This is a genomic window from Streptomyces roseirectus (genome assembly GCF_014489635.1).
Classification (GTDB): Bacteria; Actinomycetota; Actinomycetes; order Streptomycetales; family Streptomycetaceae; genus Streptomyces; species Streptomyces roseirectus.
In genome coordinates, this window is record NZ_CP060828.1 from 8715569 (window position 1) to 8740350 (window position 24782).

At 71.0% G+C, this 24782-nt stretch carries 24 protein-coding genes; 13 read left to right on the forward strand and 11 right to left on the reverse strand.

Annotated elements, in window-relative coordinates; all coding sequences use genetic code 11:
- Positions 1-7: 7 nt before the first annotated feature.
- On the forward strand, positions 8-868 hold the full coding sequence (locus IAG44_RS37765) for an STM4011 family radical SAM protein (protein ID WP_187751559.1): 861 nt from the start codon (positions 8-10) through the stop codon (positions 866-868).
- Here IAG44_RS37765 and IAG44_RS37770 read toward each other — a convergent pair.
- The 4 genes from IAG44_RS37770 to IAG44_RS37785 are packed head-to-tail and all read right to left on the reverse strand — an operon-like array spanning position 840 to position 7136.
- Positions 840-3899, reverse strand: coding sequence for an alpha-mannosidase (locus tag IAG44_RS37770; protein ID WP_187751560.1), 3060 nt, complete (start codon positions 3897-3899; stop codon positions 840-842). The genes IAG44_RS37765 and IAG44_RS37770 overlap by 29 nt on opposite strands.
- Before the next feature lie 50 nt (positions 3900-3949).
- Positions 3950-4837, reverse strand: coding sequence for a carbohydrate ABC transporter permease (locus IAG44_RS37775; RefSeq protein WP_187751561.1), 888 nt, complete (start codon positions 4835-4837; stop codon positions 3950-3952).
- Entirely contained in the window at positions 4837-5760 is a 924-nt protein-coding gene (locus IAG44_RS37780; RefSeq protein ID WP_425508497.1) for a carbohydrate ABC transporter permease, read from the reverse strand. Before IAG44_RS37780 ends, IAG44_RS37775 begins: the two co-directional genes overlap by 1 nt.
- Positions 5757-7136 (reverse strand): extracellular solute-binding protein, encoded by a 1380-nt coding sequence (locus IAG44_RS37785; protein WP_187751562.1) that lies wholly within the window; start codon positions 7134-7136, stop codon positions 5757-5759. Before IAG44_RS37785 ends, IAG44_RS37780 begins: the two co-directional genes overlap by 4 nt.
- A 315-nt stretch (positions 7137-7451) precedes the next feature.
- On the opposite strand from IAG44_RS37785, the gene IAG44_RS37790 reads away from it, so the two are divergent.
- Positions 7452-8690 (forward strand): ROK family transcriptional regulator, encoded by a 1239-nt coding sequence (locus IAG44_RS37790; protein WP_246562389.1) that lies wholly within the window; start codon positions 7452-7454, stop codon positions 8688-8690.
- Positions 8691-10111: 1421 nt separating this feature from the next.
- On the opposite strand, the gene IAG44_RS37795 is transcribed toward IAG44_RS37790, so the two are convergent.
- Positions 10112-11518, reverse strand: coding sequence for an MFS transporter (locus IAG44_RS37795; protein ID WP_187751564.1), 1407 nt, complete (start codon positions 11516-11518; stop codon positions 10112-10114).
- A 111-nt stretch (positions 11519-11629) separates the two neighbouring features.
- On the reverse strand, positions 11630-11986 hold the full coding sequence (locus tag IAG44_RS37800; protein ID WP_187751565.1) for a peptidase inhibitor family I36 protein: 357 nt from the start codon (positions 11984-11986) through the stop codon (positions 11630-11632).
- Positions 11987-12259: 273 nt separating this feature from the next.
- Here IAG44_RS37800 and IAG44_RS37805 point away from each other — a divergent pair, with 273 nt between their 5' ends.
- Positions 12260-13306, forward strand: a complete 1047-nt coding sequence (locus IAG44_RS37805; protein ID WP_187751566.1) for a cellulase family glycosylhydrolase — start codon at positions 12260-12262, stop codon at positions 13304-13306.
- Between the two features lie 87 nt (positions 13307-13393).
- On the opposite strand, the gene IAG44_RS37810 is transcribed toward IAG44_RS37805, so the two are convergent.
- On the reverse strand, positions 13394-13759 hold the full coding sequence (locus IAG44_RS37810; RefSeq protein ID WP_187751567.1) for a hypothetical protein: 366 nt from the start codon (positions 13757-13759) through the stop codon (positions 13394-13396).
- 151 nt (positions 13760-13910) lie between these two features.
- On the opposite strand from IAG44_RS37810, the gene IAG44_RS37815 reads away from it, so the two are divergent.
- The 4 genes from IAG44_RS37815 (at position 13911) to IAG44_RS37830 (ending at position 15818) form a co-directional block, all read left to right on the forward strand.
- Positions 13911-14264, forward strand: coding sequence for a hypothetical protein (locus tag IAG44_RS37815; RefSeq protein ID WP_187751568.1), 354 nt, complete (start codon positions 13911-13913; stop codon positions 14262-14264).
- Positions 14261-15064 (forward strand): hypothetical protein, encoded by an 804-nt coding sequence (locus IAG44_RS37820; RefSeq protein WP_187751569.1) that lies wholly within the window; start codon positions 14261-14263, stop codon positions 15062-15064. The genes IAG44_RS37815 and IAG44_RS37820 overlap by 4 nt, the downstream gene beginning before the upstream one ends.
- A complete protein-coding gene (locus IAG44_RS37825) occupies positions 15061-15282 on the forward strand; it encodes a hypothetical protein (protein WP_187751570.1) in 222 nt (73 codons plus the stop codon). The genes IAG44_RS37820 and IAG44_RS37825 overlap by 4 nt, the downstream gene beginning before the upstream one ends.
- A gap of 146 nt (positions 15283-15428) precedes the next feature.
- Positions 15429-15818 carry a roadblock/LC7 domain-containing protein gene (locus tag IAG44_RS37830; protein WP_187751571.1) on the forward strand — a complete coding sequence of 130 codons (390 nt, stop codon included), beginning with the start codon at positions 15429-15431 and terminating at the stop codon, positions 15816-15818.
- A gap of 73 nt (positions 15819-15891) precedes the next feature.
- Here the strand turns inward: IAG44_RS37830 and IAG44_RS37835 are convergent, their stop codons facing one another.
- Positions 15892-16098, reverse strand: coding sequence for an antitoxin (locus tag IAG44_RS37835; RefSeq protein ID WP_246562391.1), 207 nt, complete (start codon positions 16096-16098; stop codon positions 15892-15894).
- Positions 16099-16263: 165 nt separating this feature from the next.
- Here IAG44_RS37835 and IAG44_RS37840 point away from each other — a divergent pair, with 165 nt between their 5' ends.
- From IAG44_RS37840 to IAG44_RS37860, 5 genes are all read left to right on the forward strand, one after another.
- The gene (locus IAG44_RS37840) at positions 16264-17349 is read left to right on the forward strand and encodes an S-(hydroxymethyl)mycothiol dehydrogenase (protein ID WP_187751573.1); all 1086 of its coding nucleotides are present in this window, start codon (positions 16264-16266) and stop codon (positions 17347-17349) included.
- Complete coding sequence (locus IAG44_RS37845; RefSeq protein WP_187751574.1) at positions 17349-17966, forward strand: MBL fold metallo-hydrolase; 618 nt, start codon at positions 17349-17351, stop codon at positions 17964-17966. Before IAG44_RS37840 ends, IAG44_RS37845 begins: the two co-directional genes overlap by 1 nt.
- Positions 17967-18150: 184 nt before the next feature.
- Positions 18151-18513 carry a bifunctional 3-phenylpropionate/cinnamic acid dioxygenase ferredoxin subunit gene (locus IAG44_RS37850; protein ID WP_187751575.1) on the forward strand — a complete coding sequence of 121 codons (363 nt, stop codon included), beginning with the start codon at positions 18151-18153 and terminating at the stop codon, positions 18511-18513.
- Positions 18510-19673 (forward strand): NAD(P)/FAD-dependent oxidoreductase, encoded by a 1164-nt coding sequence (locus IAG44_RS37855; protein WP_187751576.1) that lies wholly within the window; start codon positions 18510-18512, stop codon positions 19671-19673. The genes IAG44_RS37850 and IAG44_RS37855 overlap by 4 nt, the downstream gene beginning before the upstream one ends.
- Positions 19674-19707: 34 nt before the next feature.
- The gene (locus tag IAG44_RS37860) at positions 19708-20844 is read left to right on the forward strand and encodes an aromatic ring-hydroxylating oxygenase subunit alpha (RefSeq protein WP_187751577.1); all 1137 of its coding nucleotides are present in this window, start codon (positions 19708-19710) and stop codon (positions 20842-20844) included.
- An 8-nt stretch (positions 20845-20852) separates the two neighbouring features.
- Here IAG44_RS37860 and IAG44_RS37865 read toward each other — a convergent pair whose 3' ends face one another.
- Positions 20853-21650 (reverse strand): IclR family transcriptional regulator, encoded by a 798-nt coding sequence (locus IAG44_RS37865; protein WP_187751578.1) that lies wholly within the window; start codon positions 21648-21650, stop codon positions 20853-20855.
- Between the two features lie 152 nt (positions 21651-21802).
- Between IAG44_RS37865 and betA the strand changes: the two genes are divergently transcribed.
- Entirely contained in the window at positions 21803-23473 is a 1671-nt protein-coding gene (betA, locus tag IAG44_RS37870; RefSeq protein ID WP_187751579.1) for a choline dehydrogenase, read from the forward strand.
- Between the two features lie 76 nt (positions 23474-23549).
- Here the strand turns inward: betA and IAG44_RS37875 are convergent, their stop codons facing one another.
- Together IAG44_RS37875 and purU are read right to left on the reverse strand one after the other, a co-directional pair.
- Positions 23550-23708 (reverse strand): hypothetical protein, encoded by a 159-nt coding sequence (locus IAG44_RS37875; RefSeq protein ID WP_187751580.1) that lies wholly within the window; start codon positions 23706-23708, stop codon positions 23550-23552.
- A gap of 115 nt (positions 23709-23823) precedes the next feature.
- Complete coding sequence (gene purU, locus IAG44_RS37880) at positions 23824-24696, reverse strand: formyltetrahydrofolate deformylase (protein ID WP_187751581.1); 873 nt, start codon at positions 24694-24696, stop codon at positions 23824-23826.
- Between the last annotated feature and the right edge of the window lie 86 nt (positions 24697-24782).

A 24782-nucleotide genomic window follows, 5' to 3' on the forward strand; every position in this document is an offset into this window, starting at 1 on the left:
CCCCGGGATGGACCTCACCCTCCTCTACCGCGGCCCGCTCGCCTCCTGCGACTACGACTGCCCCTACTGCCCGTTCGCCAAGCGCCGCGACACCCCGGCCCAACTCCGCGCCGACAGACAGGCGTTGGACCGCTTCACCACTTGGGCCACCCACCAGACCGACGACACCCTGTCGATCCTCTTCACCCCCTGGGGCGAGGGTCTGGTCCGTTCCTGGTACCGGCGCGCGCTCGCCGACCTCTCCCACCTCCCGCACGTCCGCCGCGTCGCGATCCAGACCAACCTGAGCTGCCGCACCGACTGGCTGACCGAGGCCGACCCCGCCACCCTCGCCCTGTGGTGCACCTACCACCCCGGCCAGACCCCCTACGACCGCTTCCTGACCAAGTGCCGTGACCTCGCGGCGAAGGGCATCCGCCACAGCGTCGGTGTCGTCGGCCTCCCCGACCACCTCGACCACGCCCGCCGCCTGCGCGCCGACCTCCCGGGCCACGTCTACCTGTGGATCAACGCGGCCGAGGGCCACACTTACGACGACGCCTCCGCCGCCGACTGGACGGCCCTCGACCCCCTCTTCCCCTACAGCCGCCACCCGCACCGGAGCGCCGGACTGCCCTGCCGCACCGGCGAGTCGGTGATCTCGGTGGACGGCGAGGGGACGGTCCGGCGCTGTCACTTCGTCAAAGCGGAACTGGGGAACCTGTACGACGGCTCCTACCGGGAAGCCCTGAAGCCCCGCGCCTGCCCGCTCGCCGCCTGCGACTGCCACATCGGGTACGTGCACCTGGAAACCCTCCCGCTGTACGACGTGTTCGCGGGAGGGGTCCTGGAGCGGATCCCTACGGCCGTCGCGCGAGCCGCAGGGTGAGGATCTGGAACGGCCGCAGCGCGAACCGCACGCCGTCCCCGTCGACGTCCACCGACTCGCCTTCCAGCGGGCGTTCCAGCAGGTCGGTGACCGTCGCCCCGGCCAGCGGGAAACCGGCCGTGAGGGTGGCGCGGGCGCGGGTGCCCCGGGACTCGAAGAGCCGGACGACGACGTCGCCGCTCTCGTCGTCCGCGAGCTTCACGGCCTCGACGACCACGCCTTCGTCGTCCACGGCGACCAGCGGCGCGACCGTCGCCGAGCCCGGCACCGTCCGCTCGGCCAGGTTGACCCGGTAGCCCTCGCGGACCGCGTCCGGCACCTGCGCGCCGATCAGGAGGCCGTAGGACAGGCGATGGGTGCCCTGGTCCTGCTCCGGGTCGGGGAAGCGGGCCGCGCGCAGCAGGGTCAGGCGGACGGTCGTGGTCGTGCCGCCGTCGGCGCGGACGTCACGGGTGACGTCGTGCCCGTACGAGGAGTCGTTGACCAGGGCCGCGCCCCAGTCGCGCTCGCCGACGTGCAGATAGCGGTGGGCGCAGATCTCGAACTTGGCGGCGTCCCAGGTGGTGTTGGTGTGGGTGGGGCGCTCGACGTGGCCGAAGGGGATCTCGGCGGTGGAGTGCGCGGCCCGCACGTCCAGTGGGAACGCGGCCTTGAGGACCTTCTCCCGCTCGTGCCAGTCGACGACCGTGTCCACCGAAAGCCGCCGCGAACCGGCCGGCAGGGTCAGCGTCTGCTCGATCCGCGACTCCCCGAACACCCGGACCACCCGCACCCCGTCCCCGGCCTCGGTCGCCGTCACCGACTCGGCCTCGGTGAGGTCGCGCACGGTGTTGCGGTAGAAGACGTCCAGGTCCCAGGCGTCCCACTGGTTCGGGAAGTCCTGGTGCAGCTGGAGCAGGTTCCCGACCGTGCCGGGTGCCAGCGCCTCACGGTCGGCCGCCAGGTCGTACGCGGAGGTGACGAGACCGCGCTGATCGATGACGACCCGGACCAGCCCGTTGTCGAGCACGAAAGTCCGGCCATCGACGACGGGACTCACCGCAGCGCCCGGGTTCTGCGCGCGCGGCACCGCGCCGAACGCCGCGACCCCGCCCCGGGCATGGGGCGCCGCGTTGAAGACGACCGTCCCCTCCCCGTCCCCGGCCAGCGCCTCCTGCGCCGCCGAGATCAGCCCGTTCAGCTCCTCGGCGACCCGCGTGTATGTCACCTCGGCCTCGCGGTGCACCCAGGCGATGGACGTGCCGGGCAGGATGTCGTGGAACTGGTGGAGCAGGACCGTCTTCCACAGCCGGTCCAACTCGGCGTACGGATACGCCACCCCCTCCCGCACGGCCGCCGTCGCCGCCCACAACTCGGCCTCCCGCAACAGGTGTTCGCTGCGCCGGTTGCCCTGCTTGGTGGCCAACTGGCTGGTGAGGGTGCCCCGGTGGAACTCCAGGTACAGCTCGCCGGACCAGATGGGGGCGCCGCCGTTCGCCTCGTACTCGGCGTGCGCCTTCTCGAAGAACGCCAGCGGGCCCTCGATCTCGACGCGCGGGGCGCCCTCCAGGTCCTTCATGCGCGCGGCGCGCGACAGCATCTCGCGGGTGGGGCCGCCTCCGCCGTCGCCGTAGCCGAAGGGGATCAGGGAGTGGTTGGCGCGCGCCTTGTCCTGGAAGTTGCGGACGCTGTGGGCGACTTGGGCGCCGGACAGCTCGCCGTTGTAGGAGTCGACGGGCGGGAAGTGGCTGAAGATCCGGGTGCCGTCGATGCCCTCCCACCAGAACGTGTGGTGCGGGAACTTGTTCGTGGTGTTCCAGGAGATCTTCTGGGTGAGGAACCACTTCACCCCGGCGAGCTTCATGATCTGGGGGAGCGCCGCGTTGTAGCCGAAGGTGTCCGGGAGCCACATGTCCTCGGTCTCGACGCCGAACTCGTCGAGGTAGAACCGCTTTCCGTGGACGAACTGGCGCACCAGCGCCTCGCCGCCGCTGATGTTGGTGTCGGGCTCCACCCACAGGCTGCCGGTCGGCACGAACTGCCCGGTCTTCGCCTTCTCCTGGGCGCGCGCGTACACCTCGGGCCGGTGTTCCTTGAGCCAGGCGAGCTGCTGCGCCTGGGACATGACGAACGTGAACTCGGGGTGGTCGTCCATGAGTTGGGTGACGTTGGAGACCGTGCGGGCCACCTTGCGGACCGTCTCGCGCAGCGGCCACAGCCACGCCGTGTCGATGTGCGCGTGCCCGACGGCCGTGATCCGGTGGGCGCCCGCGTGCGCGGGGGAGGCCAGCGCCGGGGCGAGCGCCGCGCGGGCCGCTGCCGCCGTGCCGCTGATGTCCTGCAAGTCGACGGCGTCCAGGGCGAGTTCGACCGCGCGCAGGATCTGCCAGCGGCGCGGCGAGTCCGGGGAGAGTTCGTGCATGAGCTGGCCGAGGACGTCCAAGTCCTGTGTGAGTTCGTGGACCTCGCGGTCGACGACGGCCAGGTCCATGCGGCGCAGCCGGTAGACGGGGGCACCCGGGTCGGCGGCGGGGTCGCCGAGCCAGGGGGCGGGGCCGCCGACCGAGACCGGGAGGAACTGCACCTGGTCCTGGCCGGTGTGCATGACGACCGGGTTCGCGGCGGCCTCGACGAACACCGTGAACTCCTCGCCCCCGACGGCCTGTTCGGTGACCGGGAGCCAGGTGTTGCGCGGGTTGAGGGCCTTCACGGCGGTGCCGTCGGCCCGGTACACGAGCCCTTCGGCGGAGAAGCCGGCCGAGTGCGTGCCGAACCCGAGGTCGAGCACCGCCTCCACGGGCAGCCCCGCCCACTCGGCCGGTACGGTCCCGCTCACCTTGAACCAGCTCGTCGTCCAGGCGGGCCCCCACGCCTCCCCGACCTTCACCGGGCGGTACGGCGCCGTGAGTCCTTCGCCGACCGGCACCGGCTCGCCCGGCACGTCCCACACCTCGACCGAGAGGGGGACCGCGCGGGCGTGGACGGCCGGCCGGATGCGTTCCTCCAGCACCCGGCGCAGCCGCTGTTCGGTGACGTCACGGTCGTTGTGCATGTGGATCTCCGTAGCAGAAGTGGGGGAAGCCGGCGTGTTCCGGGGCGGGTTCAGCCCTTGAGCGCGCCGCCGAGCGCGAAACCGCCGCCCAGCTTGCGGGCCAGCAGCAGGTACAGCATCACGACGGGCAGCGAGTAGATGATCGAGAACGCCGACAACTGCCCGTACTGCGTCTGGTCATGGGCGCTGAGGAAGGTGAACACGCTGACGGACGCGGGCAGTTTCTCCGGCGAGAGCAGCAGGATGAAGGGGACGAAGAAGTTCCCCCACATGCCGATGAACGTGAAGATGGTGACCACGACGACCCCGGGGCGCATCAGCGGCAGCACCACCCGCCACAGCACCTGCATCGTGTTCGCCCCGTCGATCCGGGCGGCCTCCTCCAGGACGACCGGCACGCCGTCCATGAAGTTCTTCATCAGCCAGATCCCGAACGGCAGCGACGACGCCGCCAGGAACAGCGTCGTGCCCGGCATCGAGTCGATGAGGTCCACCTGCACGAACATGCTGTAGACGGGGATCATCACGGCGGTGATGGGCAGCCCCGTCGAGAACAGGATCGTGTAGAGGAACGGCCGTCGCACCCGCGACCGGTACCGCGAGAGCGGATACGCGCACAGGATGGACGCCACGACCGTGATCGCCGTGCCGAAACCGCACAGCAGCAGGCTGTTGAGCATCGGCCGGAAGGTCGTGTCGACGTTCAGGACCGCGTCGAAGTTGTCCAGCGTGAGCGAGTCGGGCAGCTTCAGCTTGAACGTGTTGAGGTCGCTGACGGAGGCGAGGGCCATCCACAGCAGCGGCAGGACGTACACGACCGACACCGCGACGAGGACGAGGTTCACCGTCGACGTGCCCAGCCGCAGGCGGCGTTTGCGGGGCGCGGCCGGTGCCGCGGGGACCTTGGTGACGGGCGGGGTGGTGAGGGCGGCGGTCATCAGTCGTCCTCCAACTTGAGCAGGCGGATGTAGACGACGGAGAACAGGGCGCCGACCACCAGCAGCACCAGCGCGATCGCCGTGCCGTAGCCGATCAGGCTGTTCTGGAACGCCTGTTGGTACATGAAGATCGGCAGGGTCTCGCTCTTGTTGCCGGGCCCGCCGCGCGTCATCGTGTAGATGAGGCCGAACACCGACAGGGTCTGGAGGGTGATCAGCATCAGGTTCGTCAGGATGGTCGGCCTGATGACCGGGAGCGTCACCCGCCACAGCCGCTGCCAGGCGTTCGCGCCGTCCATCTCGGCGGCCTCGGTGAGTTCGGCGGGCACGTCGTTGATGGCGGCGCTGAACACCATCAGCGAGAACGCCGTCCCGCGCCACACGTTGGCCAGGCACACCGCGAGGATCGGCATCGTGTAGAGCCAGTTCTGGGTGGGCAGGCCGACGGCGTCGAGCAGCGAGTTCAGCGAGCCCTGGTCGAAGAAGAACGCGTACATCAGGTAACCGGCGACGACCTCGGGCAGCACCCAGGCCGCGATGACGACGCCGCTGATCAGCGAGCGCACCGGCTTGCTGGCCTTCTGCATCAGGATCGCGAGCGCGAGCCCCAGCGTGTTCTGCCCGACGACCGCCGAGCCGACGACGAACACCAGCGTCAGCTTCACCGCGTTCAGGAAGTCGGCGTCCTGGAACGCGCGCGTGAAGTTGTCGACGCCGACGAAGCTCGTGCCGGACGCGCCGGTGAGCTGCATGTCCGTGAACGCGTAGTACACGCAGTACGCGATCGGCCCGGCGAGGAACACCGCGAGCAGGACGACCGCCGGGACGGTCGGCAGCCCGCGCAGCAGGGAACGGATGACCGGCGAGGGCGCCGTCCCGCGAGTGCGCTGCTCGCGGGACGGCACCGGGGAGACGGCGGTCACCGGGCGCCCTCGACGGTGTTCTCGTCCCCCACCGCCGACTTGACATCGTTGTCGAATGTGTCTGCGGCCTTGTCGGCGGACGCCTGCCCGGTCGTCACCGACTCCATCGCCTTCTGGATCGCCGTCGAGACCTGGTTGTACTCGGGCAGGCCCGGACGGTAGTGGGTGTCGGCGACCAGCGTGGTGAAGAACTTGTTGGTCGGGACGGCCTTCAGGTACTCGGGGTCGGCGGCGACGTCCGAGCGCACGGCGATGGAGGCGTTGAGGATGTTCCACTTCGCCGAGTTGGCCTTCGTCTGGAGCGTCCCGGAGAGGAACTTCCAGGCCAGGTCGGGGTTCTTGGCCTTCGCCGGGATCGACCACGCCCAGCCGCCGGACATGCTGGTGGCGCCGGGCGCCTGCCCGCTTTGGGTCGGCATCGCCGCCGTCCCCATCACCGTGTTCCACTCCTTCCACGGCGTCGGGCTCGTCGTCCCCCAGTTGTTCGGCATCCAGGAGCCGTCGATGTCGATCGCGAGCTTGCCCTGGGGGATGAGTTCGGTGCCGACCGTGGTGCCGAAGTTGGCGCCGAGCGCCTGTTCCTTGGCCGGGCCGAGGCCGTCGTTGTAGACGGTGTGGACGAATTCGAGGGAGTCCTTGAAGCCCTGGCTGCCGATGACCCACTTCTTCTTCGAGGCGTCGTACAGGGCGTTGCCTCCCGCCCGCGTGCCGTACAGCAGCATCTCGAAGCCCTGCATCGAGGACGCCTCGCCGCCGGCCTGGCCCGTGTAGAGGTTCAGCGGGGTCACGCCGGGGAGCTTCGCCTTGATGGTCCGGGCGGCCGCGAGGACGTCGTCCCACGTCTTCGGCTGCCAGGGGAGCGCGATCCCGGCCTTCTGGAAGAGCTGCTTGTTGTACCAGATGCCGCGTGTGTCGGTGTTGTCCGGGACGCCGTACACCTTGCCGTCGGCGGCGCCCGTCACCGCGCCCTTCGAGGCCGCCGCGTACTTCGGCCAGTCCGCCCACTGGGCGGTGTAGGCGTCGAGGGGTTTGAGGTAGCCGCCCGCGATGTCGGAGTTGATCAGCGCGGTGTCCTCGTAGACCAGGTCGGGGGCGGTCGACGGGGACCGCATCATGAGCTGGATCTTCGTGTAGTAGTCGTTCTCGGAGGCGGTGACCGGGACCAGCTGGACCTTGGTGCCCGGGTTCGCGGCCTGGAACTCCTTGACCATCGAGGAGAGGAAGTCGGCCTGGAGCTTGACCGAGCTGTTCAGGTTCTGCCAGTAGACGACCTTGACGGTCTTCGACGAACTGCCTGACGACCCCGAACCGCAGGCGGTGACGGCCAGTGCGGTGGCGGCGGTGAACGCCGCGGCGGTGACGATTCTCGTGCGCACAGTGGTTCCTCCGGAACGCGAAACCTGGGGGAAGGACGAGATTTTCTGGCTTGATCTCGGCCACGAGGGCGAACGTGTGCGCCGCTCTGACCTGGCCTCGGCGCCACATCGCCCGGCCCCTGCGGCCGGATTTGACGGTCCTGAGCTAAATCCAATTGATGGATTAAGTCAATGCTTCCTGCGTGTAAACTTCCGGCCACGACGCGCTCTGGGGGAGCGGCCGGGTCGAGGTGAGGGGTCCAGGTGGTACGGGTGAGGCAGCAGACTCCGGCAACACGTGTGACGGACGGGGCGCGGGCGCCCCAGGGGAGTCAGGTGACGACGCCGAGCGGGACGAACCTGCCGCGCGTCGGTGGCTACAACCAGGCGGTCGTCCTCGACGCGGTCCGCACGCGCGGCGAGGTCAGCCGGGTCGAGCTGGCCGCGCTGACCGGGCTCACCAACCAGACCGTCTCCAACGTCGTGCGCAAACTCCTCGACGCCGGTCTCGTCGCCGAGGCCGGGCAGGCGCCGTCCAACGGGGGCAAACGGCGCACGCTGCTGTCGCTGCGCGCGGACGGGGCCTACGCGGTCGGCGTCCACCTCGACCCCGACGCCGCCGTCATCGTCGTCGTCGACCTCTCCGGGCAGGTCGTCGGCAGCCGCCGGCTGCGGCTCACCGACCCCGGGGACGCGGACGGCATTGTCGATCGGGTCGCGCGCGCGGCGCTGCGGCTCGTCGAGCGGGCCGGGGTCGACCGGGGGCGGCTGCTCGGGCTCGGGATCGCCGCGCCGGGGCCGCTCGACGGGAGCAGCGGGGCCGTCGTCTCGCCGCCGAACTTTCCCGGGTGGGGGAGAGTGCCGCTGACCGAGATGTTCGCGACGGCCACCGGGTTGCCGGTCGCCCTCGACAACGACGCGACCGCCGCGGCCATAGGGGAGCGGTGGATCGGGGGCGCCGAGCGCGCCGGGAGCTTCCTCTTCGTCTACCTCGGGACCGGGGTCGGCGCCGGGATCGTCCTCGACAACACCGTCCTGCACGGGGACTCGGGGAACGCCGGGGAGTTCGGGCACATGCCGGTCGAGCCCGGCGACCGGATCTGCCAGTGCGGCGCGAACGACTGCCTCGGGCCCTACTGCAGCCCCGCCGCCATCGTCGAAGACCTCGTCGCCCGGCACGGCCTCGGCGCCGCCGCCCGCATCGGCCTCAAGGCCGCACCCGACACCGTCCACCTCGACTGGAAGGCCCTCCGCCGCGCCGCCCGCGCCGGCGACCCCGCCGCCGTCGACGCCGTCCACCGCGCCGCCCGCCGCATCGGCCAGGCCGCCCGGGGCGCGACCAGCCTCCTCGACGTCGAACGCATCGTCCTCGGCGGCGAGGCGCTGCGCGGCATCGAGGGCCTGATGCGCGAGGAGATCGAAGCCGCCGTCAACCGCACGTCCGTCGCCCGCACCATCCGCGCGATCGCCGTCGAGCCGAGCGTCATCGGGGAGACGGTGGGGGCGGTGGGGGCGGCGTCGCTGGTGCTGCACGGGAACTACGCGCCGGGGTGGCGGTTGCTGACGGAGGCGTGAGGGGGCGTGATGGGGGCGGGGGAGGGGGTGCCGGCGAGGGCTCCGGGCGGGAGGGGGGTGCGGAGGAGCGCCGGCCGGGGCGGTGCCGCGCTGGCTGTGACGAGGCGGGGGCGGTGTTGCGGTGGCTGTGGCGCGGTGGCTGTGCTGAGGCGGTTTCCGGTGATGTCCCGCCGGTGTACCCGCGGGGAGCCGGTGGCTCGGCAGGTCGGCCCGCTGATGCTGTCGCCTCCGGGCGAGGGTCGACAGCCTCGCGTGGGTACATCACCCGGCGTCCAGCCAGGGGGCATGCGGCTGTCGTTCTCCGGCCGGAGCCGAAGCGGCGTCCGCCGGCCCGCTCGCCCGGCCGGGGTGCGAACCGTCCGCGCACGTCGGCACCACGCCGGCCGGCCTGCCGGGGCGTGGGCCGCGCGTCGCCGCACCACGGCGCGGGGCACCGGCGGGCGAGGGCCGGTTCGGGCAGGCGGGGCGCGGGGTGATCGTGTACGGCGCGTGTGGTCGGCGTGGGCATGGTCAGGGTGGCGGGGCGCGGGGGATGATCCACCCCGTAGGCTCAGCACCGTATGCGGCGGCGCCCGGTGCCTTGTGTGCTGGGCCGATCAGGCAGGAAAACAGACTCGACGTGTTCAGTTACACCCCCATCTTCGACCGCCTCGTCGCCGAGCGCGGGGACATACCGGCCCAGGTCCGAGCCGAGGCGGAGGGGATACAGCGCGACTTGGCGCGGATCATCCAGGCGCCACCGATCGGAGCGGGGCCGCTCGGGCGACGCCCGTTCTCCGCGGACGGGGGGTCGGGATCGGCGTTCTTGTGAGGGGGCCCGGCGGGGACCGGTGCGCTCGACAGGGGGACCAGTGCTCGCGCGGGACGACGACCGGCGCTTCGGCCGCGGGGTGGTTCAGGCACCTCCGGAAGCGCCCCTCACCCCCACGGCCCCGCCGATGACGGCCACGGGGCCGAACGGGCCCCGCGCACACCGGACAAGACGGCCTGTCAGACGCGGTCCCACGCACTCCGCATCAGCGTCCGGACCGGCGCCTGTGGCGACAACTCGTCCCGGGCGAGGTCGAGTTGGACAACTCCCGTGAGAATACCGGGGTGTTCGGGGCGTCAGGAGACCGACTGGTGATCGAGAGTCTCGCCCCCGGCGCGGCTCCGGCCGTCACCGGCCTCGCCGGCGTCCGGCGGGCCCGGTTCGACGCCGCCCGCGTCCGCCCACGACAGCCCCTCCGCCGGCAGAACCCACCGCCCCCACCCCTTCGGCTCCGGACGCGGGCCGACCGCCCGCACGGCCATCCCACCGGGCGGGGCGCCACCGGATCCGTCGACGGCCGAGCGGGGGTATGCGGGGCCGCCGCGTCCGGTCCTGTGGTGGTACAACGCCGGATCCCCGCCGGCGGTGCGCCCGCTCCGAGGTACGCGGTTCACCGCGCGGGGCCCGTTGAGGTGTTCCTCGGGTGTGAGGCGTGAGCGATGAGGAGGAGCAGGGCGCCGCAGGCGGCGACGAGGATCCAGCCCGGACGGGACGCGTGCGCGAGTTCTTGTGGGGCGGCGGCCGTGACCAGGCCGCCGGCGAGGGCGATGCCGAGGGCGGCGCCGAGTTGCCGTGCGGTGGAGGCGATCGCGCCGGCCACGCCGGCACGGGCGGGTGGCAGTCCGGCGACCGCGGTGGTGGTGATCGGGGCGTTGGCGAAGCCGAACCCGACGCCGATGAGAGCGTACGCGGCCGTCAGCAGGAGCACGCTCGTGTGCGGGGTGAGCCGGACCAGGCAGAGCGCGCCGGCCGTGATGAACCCGCCGGCCAGGAGCAACGGCAGCCGGGGTCCCTTGTCGCCGACCATGCGGCCGGACCAGGGTGCGCAGACGGTGGCTCCGACGGCCAGCGGCAAGGTCGCCACCCCGGCGGCCAGCGGCGCCCACCCCCGGGTGTGCTGGAGGTAGAGGGTGTTCAGCAGCAGCGTCATGTTCAGGGCGACGAAGACCGCCACCGCGCCCACGACGGCACCGCCGAAGGCCGGACGCGCGAACAGCCGCACATCCATGAGCGGTTCGGGCCGACGGGACTCGACCCACACGAACCCGGCCGCCGCCAGCACGGCCCACGCGTACCCCGCCAGCGCCACGGGCGACGTCCAGCCGAGGCGAGGCCCTTCGATCAGGACGCCGACCACGACCGCGAGGACCATGGTCAGCAGAAGCTGGCCGGGCAGGTCGAGCCGCCGGGGCCGCGCCGCCCGGGACTCCGGCACGAACACCGCGCTGAGCAGCAGAGCGGCCACGACGACGGGCGCGTTGATCCAGAACAGCGCCCGCCAGTCGAGCCCGGCGAGCAGCGCCCCGCCCGTGACGGGTCCGGCGGCCGTACTCAGCCCGAACACCGCCGCCCACACCCCGATCGCCCGCGCCCGCTCCTTCGCGTCGGGCATCGCGTTCACCACGATCGCGAGCGCGACGGGGCTGAGCATCGAGGCGCCGACGCCCTGCACGGCGCGGGCCGCGACGAGCACACCCGCCGACGGGGCGAGCGCGCAGAGCAGCGACGCCGCGCCGAACACGGCCAGCCCGCACTGGAACACCCGCCGGCGCCCGAAGCGGTCCGCCAGCGCGCCGGAGGAGATCAGGAGACTGGCCAGGACGAGGGTGTAGGCGTCCACGATCCATTCGAGACCGCGCGTATCGGCGCCCAGACCGCGCCCGATGGCCGGCAGCCCGACATTGACGATCGTGGTGTCCAGGCCCACCAGGAACATGCTCAGACAGCAGACGGCCAGCACCGTCCAACGTCTGCGCGCGCTGAGCACGGGTGGAACGGGGTGCGTCGTCGTGGTCACATCTGCCTCTGCGGTCCGGGAACAGTGCCCGCCAAGACTCAGGCCGGACCGGGTCAGCAGTGCTCTGAGTTTGCGGATACGGCAAAAACGAGAACCCCGGATGTGCGGAACTCAGCAGAGCCGTTCGACCCGGTCCGCCGCGTTGGGAACGGGAACCCAGCCGTAGGCGGAGTACGGAGCGTCGAACCAGACGGCCCCGGTCGTCGCGTCGGAGTACTGGACCGTGCGGTTGGTGTTGTTGTACGAGGACTCGATGCGGTTGCCCCAGCCCCAGGTGCTCAGATACTGCACACCGCAGTCCGAGAGCCTTCCCCGGGAGCCCTGGAAGTTCGGGCCGTCCCAGAAGCAGAACCAGCCCTCCGGACATGAGGGGGCCGGCGGGGCGGCGGACGCCGAGGCGACCGTCGATCCGGCCAGCAGCCCGACGGCCCCCGCGAGCACCGCGATACGACGCCTGATCACAGACATGCCATCCCCTTCCTTGCGGATGCGCGCGCTGCGCATCCGGATGCCTCGGACGATGGCAGCGGCGAGACGGCCCGGCCAGGCAAGTGACACGCAACTGACCCGCAACTCGCCTGACGCGGGTTTTGGGTAAGCGCTTTCTGAAACCTGGGCGCAACACCCTTGACAACGTTGTGCGCTCCGACCCAGACTCACCGCGTTGATCACCCCAGGTCAGACAGCGGGCGCCGGCCGATGCGAGGCGGGAGCCGCGTTCAACCGTAAGAAGGTACTGCCGTGCCCCTGCGTTCCTCCCACTCCCGGCGTCCCCGCGTCCGTTCGCTGGTCGCCACCGCCGTGGCCCTGGCCGGTGTCGCGGCGCTGGGTGCCGGTGTCCCGGCGTCCGCCGCGGACCGCGCGGCCGCGACCCCGGTGAACACGAGCCAGTTCAAGGGCGTCAACTGGGCGGACCCGCGCGACAACTTCGCCAACGACGAGGTCGTCCTGTCGGGCCTGTCCCTCTCGGACACGTACGCGCAGACCTACCACAAGGCCACGCGGATCATCTCGGCGTTCCGGGCGAACCTGGGCGCGAACACCGTCCGCATCCCGATCAACCCGTACACGGTGAACGGGACGTACTGGCACTCCTACCGCGCGGTCATCGACGCGGCGACCCGCCAGGGCTTCAAGGTGATCGTCTCCTACTGGGAGGGCGCCGGCGACAAGCGGGACGGCTTCATCGACGACACGGCGACGTACTGGCCGATGTGGAAGACCGTCACCAGCGCGTTCCAGGGCAACAGCCGCGTGTACTTCGAGCCGATGAACGAGCCTCACGGCTACGCGCCGTCCGACTGGGCCGACATCGCCGCGAAGTGGATCGGCACGTTCCCGAAGATCCCGCGCGACCGGATCTTCGTCAGCGGCTCCGGCTACAACGACAGCGTCGTCTCCGTCTGCGCCGACCCGCGTCTCAAGGGCACGTACCTGTCCCTGCACCACTACGGCTTCTGGGGCAACCGCACCTACGACGAGTGGGTCACCGACCTCAAGGCCCGCCTCGGCGACTGCGCCTACCGCACGGTGGCCGACGAGTTCGGCGCGACCATGACCAGCGGCCTCGACTACAACGGGTCCAACGTCGGCAACAACGAGATCTCCTTCATCCAGGCCGACACGGACGTCTTCCGCGAGCTGCGCATGGGCTCCGTCTACTGGCCCGGCCTGCGCACCGGCGACACGTACTCCCTCCAGACCCTCACGGGCCCGGCCGCCAACCCCTGGCTCGCCACGACGAACAAGTCCGGCGCGGACCGCCTGAAGTGGGCGTGGGGCCGCTAGCCGGCACGGTTGTCGAGCATGACGACGAGGGCGGGGCCACCGAGGCTCCGCCCTCGTTCGTGTTGCCGTCCCGGAGAGCGGACGGTCCTAGACCTCCAGTTCCCGCTCGATGCGCTTCAGGGCGTGGCGCGCCAGCGCGAGGTTGCCGCGGGTCCGGTCGAGGGCGAGGTAGAGGAAGAGGGTGCCGCTGGTGCTGCCGAGGGGGCGGATGAGGTGGTACTGCGCGCCGAGGGTGATGAGGATGTCCTCGACGGTGTCCTCCATGCCGAGCAGTTCGAGGGTGCGGGTCTTGGCGCGGACGACCTCGGTGTTGCCGGCGGCGGCGACCTCCAGGTCGAGACCCTGGCCGCCGCCGAGGGTGCCGAGGGACATCCCGCTCTCGTAGTCGACGAGGGCGACACCCAGGGCGCCGTCGATCGTCATCGCTTCCTTGAGCGCGGTCTCGATGTTCATGGGTCCTGTCCTTCGCTCTGTTCACGCGGTGCTGCACTGCGATGTGACGACGGGTCAGAAATTGAGCGACTGACGCCCTGTCCTGAACCTTTCGGATTAAACTACTGTGCTTCCCGTTGTCATGTGAAGCAATAGTGAAGAGGGAGTCCCGTTGTCATCAGTCGAAGCCTCCCTGAGTCGCCTCCTCGAACTGCCGGGCGTCACAGGTGTCTCGCTCATCGACGCGGTCACGGGACTGACGTACGGCGACGCGGGCGCCGGCGGCTCGGACCCGGTCGAGTGCGGCAGGCTCGCCGAGTTCGTCGAGACCGGCCTCAACGCGGCGGGTGCGCAAGGGGAGTTGGAGAGCATCGTCATCACGGGCAGCCGCCGCCAGCTCGTCGTCGCGACGGTCCCGAGACGGGGTGATCCCCTGCTGCTGACGGCCGCGTTGGAGCGCGGCCAGGCCAACTTGGCCCTGGTTCTGCACCACTTGGGCCTGTACGCGGCCGAGGTGGGCGCATGACGCCCGCGCCGGCCCCACGCAACCTCCCCGCCCTGCTGGCCGGCCTGCACGACGAACGCCGCGACGCCGCCGTCGCCGTCTCCGGCACCCCGGGCGGCACGATCCACGTCCGCGCCGGCCTGGTCGTCGCCGTGGACACCCCCGGCGCCCCGGGCGTGGAGTCGGTCCTCCTCAAGTCCGGTCGTGTGGACGACCGTTCATGGGCGGCGGCCCGCGCTGCGGACGGTCCGCTGGACGAACAGCTCCACAAGCGCGGCCTGTTGAGCCCCGAGGAGTTCGAAGTCACCTGCACGGCAGCCCTGTTCGACGGCGCCTTCGCCCTCGCGCTGGGCCCCGGCGCCGTCTGGGAGGTGCGCGACCCGGCCCCGGACGTCGTCGCCGCCCGCGCCTTCGCCCCGCACCTCGTCGCCGCCGAGACCACGCGCCGCCTCGCCGTCCTCACCGAACTCTGGGGCTCTCCCAGCGAGTTGGCCCGCACCAGGCTCCGCGCGACGGACACCGCCCGCCCCGCCACGCTGCGCGCCCGCCACACGGACGTCCTCGACGCCGTGAACGGCCGCCGTACCCCGCGCGACCTCGCCTTCGCGCTGGGGCGCGGCACGTACGCCGTGATGCTCGACCTGGCGCACCTGCGCACGCTCGGCCTCATCCACCCCGACGTGACGCCAACGGGCCGCCCCAGTACGGCACTTCGCGTCCCCGTACGTCGCGCCGGGGCACCCCACGCCCCGGCGGGCGGCACCCCGCTGCCGCAGCGAACGCCGGGGACACACCACCCTCACCGATCGGATACCGTGTGAACCCGCGCCGGCGCAGGAAGTCCCGACAGCGATACCTCGCGCTCGCCCGGCGACGGCGGACCGGCAGCGAACCCCTCGTCGCGGACACCCCGCCGCCGCTCCCCGTCCGCCGCCCCGGCACCTCGCCCGGCCGCCCCGCCCCCACGGACCTCAAGGAGCACCAGCCTGAGACAGCAGTCCTGCACCGGGTGCGCGACCTCCTCGCGGCTCTGCCCTGAGAGCCTGTGTCATATCCCCGGCCGGGCGCCCGCCGCCTTGCGATCGCACGCGCCAGACGACGCGCGCTATCCGACCGGGGATATGACACAGGCTCTCACCTCCCCGCCCCACCTCGCACGTCACCGCTCACCAGCAGGGATCGCCGATGACCGAAGTCCACCAGTCCGAACCGCTCGTCGAGGTGCTGACCGCGCTGCGCGAAGGGGTGATGGGGGTCAGCGAGACGGTGATCTCCACCGTCGACGGCCTCCTGGTCGCCGCCGACGTCGACGCCGTGCACGCGGAGTCCGTGGCCGCCCTCACCGCCGCGACCTACAGCCTCGCCCGGCGCATGGCCGAGGAGGCGGGCGGCACCGGTCTGCGCGACGTCACCACCCGCAGCGCCGACCGCCACATCGTCGTCCTCGCCGTCAACGACCGCGCGCTCCTGACGATCCTCGGCGACGACGGTCTCGACGTCACCGCCCTCCAGCGCGAGATCCACCCCACGCTGGAGAACCTGGCGAAGATCCTGGACTCCGACACGCCCGAGTGAACACCGACACGCCCGCGTGAACGCCGACAGGGCGCCCCCAACCACCAGTCGGGAGCGCCCTGTTGACGTGCCGTCAGCTCTTCTTCTCGCCCAGCTTGCCGAGGTAGTCCTGCGCCTTGTCGACCGCCGTGTCGATCTTGTCGCCGTGCTTCCCGCCGGTCCGCTCGTCGATGAACTCCCCGGCCTTCTCCAGCCCCGCCGAGATCTTGTCCCCGTGCTCCCCGGCCAGCCCCTCGACCTTCTCCTTGAGCTCCTTGAGGTTCTTCAGCCCCTCGAACACCTGCACTCCTCTACAGTCCTGTAGTACCGACCCCTTCATGATCTCACCTCGCCGCCGTGCGTACTCCCGCCGCCCTTCTTGACCCCCGTAGGGCACCTCCCCGATGCTGTGTTGCGTTACTTGAGATGTGTACCGCAATAAGCAACATCGAACTCGGGAGTGGTCATGGCTCACCAGGTCCGTGCTGTCGTCGCGAGAGGAAAGGGCGCCCCCGTCTCGCTGGAGACGATCATCGTGCCCGACCCGGGACCGGGGGAGGCGTTGGTGAGGATCGAGGCGTGCGGGGTGTGTCACACCGATCTGCACTATCGGGAGGGCGGGATCAATGACGAGTTCCCGTTTCTGCTGGGGCACGAGGCGGCGGGGGTTGTGGAGTCGGTGGGGGAGGGGGTGACGGATGTCGCGCCCGGGGACTTCGTGATTCTGAACTGGCGTGCGGTGTGCGGGAGTTGCCGGGCGTGTCTGCGTGGGCGGCCGTGGTACTGCTTCAACACGCACAACGCGAAGCAGAGGATGACCCTCCTGGACGGCACCGAACTCGCCCCGGCCCTCGGTATCGGCGCGTTCGCGGAGAAGACCCTCGTCGCGGCGGGCCAGTGCACCAAGGTGGACAGAGCCGCCTCCCCGGCCGCCGCCGGCCTGCTCGGCTGCGGCGTGATGGCGGGCATCGGCGCCGCCATCAACACCGGCAACGTGGGCCGGGGCGACACGGTCGCCGTCATCGGCTGCGGCGGCGTCGGCGCGGCGGCCGTCGTCGGCGCGAGCCTCGCGGGCGCGGCGAAGGTCATCGCCGTCGACATCGACGACAAGAAACTCCAGACCGCCGCCGAGCTCGGCGCCACCCACACGGTCAACTCCCGTGGCACGGACGCCGTCGAGGCGATCCGGGAGCTGACGGGCGGGTTCGGCGCGGACGTCGTGATCGAGGCGGTCGGCCGGCCGGAGACGTACCAGCAGGCGTTCTACGCACGGGACCTGGCCGGGACGGTCGTCCTCGTCGGCGTCCCCACGCCCGAGATGAAGCTCGAACTCCCGCTCCTGGACGTCTTCGGGCACGGCGGCTCCCTCAAGTCGTCCTGGTACGGCGACTGCCTGCCCTCACGGGACTTCCCGATGCTGATCGACCTCTACCTCCAAGGTCGCCTGCCCCTGGACGCGTTCGTCACCGAGACCATCCAACTGGAGGACGTGGAGAAGGCGTTCGAGCGGATGCACCAGGGCGACGTCCTGCGCTCCGTGGTCGTCCTCTGATGCCCGCCCGCATCGAACACCTCGTCACCTCGGGCCAGTTCACGCTCGACGGCGGCACCTGGGACGTCGACAACAACGTCTGGATCGTCGGCGACGACGACGAGGTGATCGTCATCGACGCCGCCCACGACGCGGAGGCGATCGCGCGGGCGGTGGGCGGCAGACGGCTGAAGGCGGTCGTCTGCACCCACGCCCACAACGACCACGTCAACGCGGCGTTCGGCCTGGCCGCCCCGGTGCTGCTGCACCCCGGCGACCTGCCCCTGTGGAAGCACACCCACCCCGACCGCGCGCCCGACGGCGAGCTGGCGGACGGGCAGGTCATCACCGTCGGCGGCACCGAGCTGACGGTGCTGCACACCCCCGGCCACGCGCCGGGCGCCGTCTGCCTGTACGCGCCCGGCCTCGGGGCCCTGTTCAGCGGGGACACCCTGTTCGCGGGCGGCCCCGGGGCCACGGGGCGCTCCTACAGCGACTTCCCGACGATCGTCGACTCGATCCGGGACCGGCTGCTCACCCTGCCCGGCGAGACCGTCGTCCACACCGGGCACGGGGACACCACGACGGTCGCCGCCGAGGCGCCGCACGTCGAGGAGTGGCTGAAGCGCGGTTTCTGACCGCACGTCACAACCAGCGCACCGCGCCCGTTCCCCCTGCTCACGCGGGGTGGGACGGGCGCTTCGGGCTGCCCCGAACTCGGCCGGGAACGGGGGCCTTTGGACTCCTTGACAACGGTTCTGGCCGCCCCCACACTGGCGTTGCGCTTACCGCAATCCGTTTCGCTATACGCACCGAGGTGTCATGATGATTCCCGCGTGCCGTCTCGCGGACCTGCCGCGAGGTGAGGCCCACCGGCTCGATATCGACCCGCCGGTCACGGTGTTCCACACCGACGACGGCGAGCTCTACGCCATCGACGACACCTGCACCCACCAGGACGCCTCGCTCGCGGACGGCTGGCTGGAGGGCTGTGAGGTGGAATGCCCCCTGCACGCCTCGAAGTTCGACCTGAGGACCGGCGCGGTGGACTCCCCGCCCGCCAAACTCCCGGTCCGTACCCACGAGGTCGTCATCGAGGACGGAATGATCCACGTGAAGGTGTCCACCGACGCCCCCAACCTGCCGCCCTGCGTGGCCTCCCGGCTCGCCAAGGGGCCCGCGTGAGAACGGTCGCCGTGGTCGGGGCGTCCCTCGCTGGCCTCTCGGCCGTCCGCGCCCTGCGCACTCAGGGCTACGACGGCCGGCTGATCGTCGTGGGCGACGAGGTCCACCGCCCCTACGACCGGCCCCCGCTGTCCAAGGAGTTCCTGGCCGGCACCCTCACCGCGGCCGACCTCGCCCTGGAGACCGACGACGAGGACCTGGCCGCCGAGTGGCTGCTCGGCGCCCGCGCCACCGGCCTCGACCTCGCGGCGGGCGACCGCGCGGTCCTGCTCGGCGACGGCCGCAGGGTCGCCGCCGACGGCGTCGTCATCGCCACCGGCGCCGCCGCCCGCACCCTGCCCGGCTCGGAGGGCCTGGCCGGGGTGCACACCCTGCGCACCCTGGACGACGCCGTCGCGCTGAAGGCCGAACTCGCCGAGGGCGGACGGCTCGTGGTGATCGGCGGTGGCTTCATCGGCGCCGAGGTCGCCTCCACCGCACAGGCCCTCGGCCTGGAGGCGACCGTCGTCGAGGCCGCCCCGACCCCGCTCGCCGGACCCCTCGGCGCCGAGATGGGCGCCGTCGTCTCCGGCCTCCACACCGACCACGGCGTCCGCCTCCTGTGCGGCACCGGCGTCAAGGGCCTCGGCGGGGAGCGGCGCGTGGACGCCGTGCTGCTGGAGGACGGGCGGACCCTGCCCGCCGACATCGTCGTCGTCGGCGTCGGCGCCCGCCCCTGCGTGGAGTGGCTGGCCGGCTCGGGCGTCCCCCTCGACAACGGCGTCACGTGCGGCGCGGACGGCCGGACCGGCGTCCCCGGCGTCGTCGCCGTCGGCGACTGCGCCAACTGGTACGACCCGCGCACCGCGGGACACCGCCGCGTCGAGCACTGGACCGGCGCCCTGGAGCGGCCCGCCGCCGCCATCGCGGCCCTGCTCGCCGGGGACGGTGCGAGCGCGGGCGTGCCGAGGCCGCCGTACTTCTGGTCCGACCAGTACGGCGTGCGCATCCAGTTCGCCGGCCACGCGGCCGGCGCCGACAGCGTCACCGTCGAGGCGGGCAGCCCCGGCGACCGTGACGTCCTGGCCGTCTACCGGCGCGGGGACACCCCCGTCGCCGTCCTCGGGATGAACCAGCCCCGGCTGTTCACCCGCTGGCGCAAGCAGCTCGCCGCCGCCTGAACGCCCCTTCACGACGCAACCCGAGGAGTGCCCCGTGACCTCGACCAGCCTGCCGGACAGCCTGATCGCCACCCTCCCCGGCTCCTCCTACACCGACCCGGGGATCTTCGCCCAGGAGCAGGAGCGCATCTTCGAGACGATGTGGTTCTGCGTCGCGCGCGCCGCGGACCTCCCCAAACCGGGCGCGTTCCGCACCGTGGACGTGGGCCGCGAGTCCATCCTCGTCACCCGCGCCCGCGACAACTCGGTGCGCGCCTACTTCAACGTCTGCCGGCACCGCGGCGCCAAGCTGTGCACGGAGGAGAGAGGCGAGGTCAAGCGCGCCTTCCAGTGTCCGTACCACGCCTGGACCTACGACCTCACCGGCAAGCTCGTCGCCGCCCCCAACCTCACCAAGATGCCCGACGTCGGGCGCACCGAGTACGGCCTGGTGAGCGTGCACGTGCGCGAATGGCTCGGCTACGTCTGGGTCTGCCTCGCCGAGAACCCGCCGTCCTTCGAGGACGACGTGATGGGCGCGGTCGTCGAACGCCTCGGCGACACCGAGTCCATCGACCACTACGACATGGACAACCTGTCGCTCGGCAAACGGATCGTGTACGACGTCAAGGCCAACTGGAAGCTCATCATCGAGAACTTCATGGAGTGCTACCACTGCGCCACGATCCACCCCGAACTCACCGAAGTCCTCCCGGAGTTCGCCGACGGCTACGCCGCCCAGTACTACGTCGGGCACGGTGCCGAGTTCGGCGAGGACGTCCAGGGGTTCACCGTCGACGGCTCCGAAGGGCTCGACCGCATCCCCGGGGTCGCGGACGACCAGGACCGGCGGTACTACGCGATCACCGTCAAGCCGCAGGTGTTCATCAACCTGGTGCCCGACCACGTGATCTTCCACCGGATGTACCCGATGGCGGCCGACCGGACGATCGTGGAGTGCGACTGGCTCTACCTGCCGCACGTCGTCGAGTCCGGCAAGGACGTCAGCCGGTCCGTGGAGCTGTTCCACCGCGTCAACCAGCAGGACTTCGACGCCTGCGAGCGCACGCAGCCCGGCATGCACTCCCGGATGTACGCCAAGGGGGGCGTGCTGGTGCCCAGCGAGCACCACATCGGGGCGTTCCACGAGTGGGTCCTGGAGCGGCTGGGGGAGCCTGCCCAGACACGCTGAACCGGGGCTCAGCCCAGGTGCCCCATGCGGTGACTGATCTCCTCCGCGCCCTTCAGCAGCACCGGCGCCAGGCTGTGCAGCCGGTCCTCGGTGAACCGGTACGCGGGCCCGGACGCGCTCAGCGCCGCGATCACGTCGCCGTCCCGGCCCCGGATCGGGGCGGCCATGGCGTGCAGCCCCACCTCCAGCTCCTCCAGCGTGTACGCGTACCCGCGCTCCAGCGATTCGACGAGGTTCTTCTCCAACTTGGTCTTCGCCGTGATCGTGCGCGGGGTGAGCTTCTTGAGGCCCGCCTCCGCGAGGAGGGCCGCGCGCTCGGGCGCCGGGAGGTGCGCGAGCAGCACCTTGCCGCTGGAGGTGGCGTGCAACGGCGTGAGCTGGCCGACCCAGTTGTGCACCGCGACGGCGCCGGGGCCGCGCACCTGGTACAGGTTGATCGCGTAGTGCTCCTGGAGCACCGCGATGTTGACGGTCTCGCCGATCTGCTCCGCGAGCCGTTCGCAGATCGGCCGCGCCTGCTGGGTGATGTCTATGCGGCCGGTCACCGCGCCCGCCAGGCGCACGATGCCGAAGCCGAGCCGGTACTTGCCGCGCTCACCGGCCTGTTCGACGAGCCCGCGCGCCTCCAGGGCACCGAGCAGGCGGAACGCGGTGGACTTGTGAACCTCGATCTCCGCCGCCACCTCGCTGACCCCGGCTTCGCCGCGCTGGGCAAGGATCTCCATGACGCTGATCGCGCGATCGACCGACTGGACCCCGCCGGCCTGGGAAGTGGACGTCTCGGTATCAGGCGTGTAGTTGCTCACAGTGAAACTATACGCGCGGTAAACAACGCGGCCGCAAGCAACACGGCCGTAGCAAAGACGTTCCAAGTTGCGCTTACCGCAACCTGGTGCGCATAGCGCGCCCAGCACTAGCATTCCCGGCGTACCACTGGCGCGAGGGAAGACGAGGCACCATGGCAGCACCGCAGTACGACTTCGTCATCGTCGGCGGCGGTTCGGCAGGCAGCGCACTGGCGAACCGGCTCTCCGCGAACCCGGCGAACCGGGTCCTGGTCCTTGAGGCGGGCCGCAGCGACCACCCCTGGGACGTCTTCATCCACATGCCCGCCGCACTCACCTACCCCATCGGCAGCCGGTTCTACGACTGGAAGTACGAGTCCGAGCCCGAGCCCCACATGGGCGGCCGGCGCGTCTACCACGCGCGCGGCAAGGTCCTCGGCGGGTCCTCCAGCATCAACGGCATGATCTTCCAGCGCGGCAACCCCATGGACTACGAGCGCTGGGCCGCCGACCCCGGCATGGAGACCTGGGACTACGCCCACTGCCTGCCCTACTTCCGGCGCATGGAGAACTGCCTCGCCGCCGACCCCGACGACCCCTTCCGGGGCCACGACGGTCCCCTCGTCCTCGAACGCGGGCCCGCCGCCAACCCGTTGTTCGGCGCGTTCCTCAAGGCCACCGAACAGGCCGGGTACGCCCCGACCCCCGACGTCAACGGCTACCGCCAGGAAGGGTTCGCCGCCTTCGACCGCAACGTCCACCGCGGCCGGCGGCTGTCCGCGTCCAAGGCGTACCTGAGGCCCGTCCGCAAGCGGGCCAACCTCACCGTGAAGACACGGGCGTTCGTCACCCGGATCCTTTTCGAGGGCAAACGCGCGGTCGGCGTCGAGTACGAACGCGGGCCCGGCGCCGCCCAGCAGGTGTTCGCCCGTGAGGTCATCCTCTGCGGCGGCGCCATCAACTCCCCCCAGCTCCTTCAGGTGTCGGGCGTCGGCAACGCCGAGGAGCTGAGCGCGCTCGGCATCGACGTCGTGCACGACCTGCCCGGCGTCGGCGAGAACCTTCAGGACCACCTGGAGGTGTACGTCCAGTACGCCTGCAAACAGCCCGTCTCCATGCAGCCGTACATGGCCAAGTGGCGCGCCCCCTTCATCGGGCTCCAGTGGCTCTTCCGCAAGGGGCCCGCCGCCACCAACCACTTCGAGGCCGGCGGGTTCGCGCGCTCCAACGAGGACGTCGACTACCCCAACCTGATGTTCCACTTCCTCCCCATCGCCGTCCGCTACGACGGCTCCTCCCCGGCGGGCGGCCACGGCTACCAGGTCCACGTCGGCCCCATGTACTCCGACGCGATCGGCTCCGTGAAGATCAAGAGCCGCGACCCGCGCGTCCATCCCGCCCTGCGCTTCAACTACCTCTCCACGGAACAGGACCGCCGCGAGTGGGTCGAGGCGATCCGGGTCGCCCGCAAGCTCCTGAGCCAGCCCGCGCTGGCCCCCTACAACGACGGCGAGATATCCCCCGGCCCCTCCGTCGAGACCGACGAGGAGATCCTGGCCTGGGTCGCGAAGGAGGGCGAGACCGCCCTGCACCCCTCCTGCACCTGCAAGATGGGCACCGACGAGATGTCCGTCGTCGACCCCACCTCGATGCGGGTCCACGGCGTGGAGGGCCTGCGCGTCGTCGACGCCTCGGTCATGCCCTACGTCACCAACGGCAACATCTACGCCCCGGTCATGATGATCGCCGAGAAGGCCGCCGACCTGATCCTCGGCAAGGCCCCCCTGCCGGCGTCGGAGGCGGCGTACTACCGCCACCGGGACGCCCAGCGGCAGGCGGGCTAGCCGTATACGGAAACGGGCGGAGTCGTATACAGAAACGGGCGGGCGGAGCCGGAAACCCCCGGCTCCGCCCGCCCGTTCAGCTCTCGTCCCGCCGCCCCGGCATCAGCACGGCCAACGTACTGCGCGCCTCACGCCGCAGCGCGCGGCTGCGGGAGAACGTCGCGGTGAGGGCGAGAACGGAGACCGTGCAGCCGTAGAACACGGCGGCGATGCTGGAGAGGAGCCCGACCGACACCGGGCACGCACCTTTCTTCCCCCGTCCGGCCCGCGGATCCTGGATCGCGGCGGGCGCTGATGCGTTTCCCCTCCACCATACGGTCCCCGTCAACCGCGCGCCGGGAATTGCCGGTTCAGCGGAACACCACCGTGCGGTTCCCGTCCACCATCACCCTGCTCTCGCAGTGCCACTTCACCGCGTGCGCCAGCACCTGCGCCTCCACATCCCGCCCCACCGTCACCAGATCCCCCGGCGCCAGGGAGTGGTCCACGCGGATCACGTCCTGTTCGATGATCTGGCCCTCGTCGAGGTCGGACGTGACGTAGTGGGCGGTCGCCCCGACCAGCTTCACGCCCCGCATGTGGGCCTGGTCGTACGGCTTCGCTCCCTTGAAGCTGGGCAGGAACGAGTGATGGATGTTGATCGCGCGCCCCTCCAGCTCCTTGCAGAGGTCGTCGGAGAGCACCTGCATGTACCGCGCGAGCACGACGAGGTCGACGTCGAGTTCGCGCACCAGATCGAGGAGGCGCGCCTCCGCCTCGGGCTTGGTCTCCTTGGTGACGGGGATGTGGTGGAAGGGGATGCCGTAGCTCTCGGCGAGCCCTTCGAAGTCACGGTGGTTGGAGACGATCGCGGGGATCGAGATGTTCAGCGCGCCCGAACGGCTCCGGAAGAGCAGGTCGTTGAGGCAGTGCCCGAACTTGGACACCATGATCAGCGTCCGGGTCGGCGTCGCGGCGTCCCGCAGCGTCCAGGTGATGTGGTACGCCTGCGCGACGGGACCGAACCGGAAACACAGCTGTTCCAGATCCGTAGCGGGGTCCGAGACGTCGAAGTGGACCCTCATGAAGAAGCGTCCCTTGAGCCGGTCGTCGAACTGCTGGCTCTCCAGGATGTTGCCCGAGTTGCGGACGAGGAACCCGCTCACGGCGTGGACCAGTCCGGCGCTGTCGGGGCAGGAGACGGTGAGGACGAACTCACGGCCGGATTGCGTACGAGGGGACATGGAAGCGGCCTCCGTTGATGCGTATCACACAACGCGGTGAGCTATACGCAACATGGTCAGGTCGGCGTGGACGGAGGTCAAGGGCA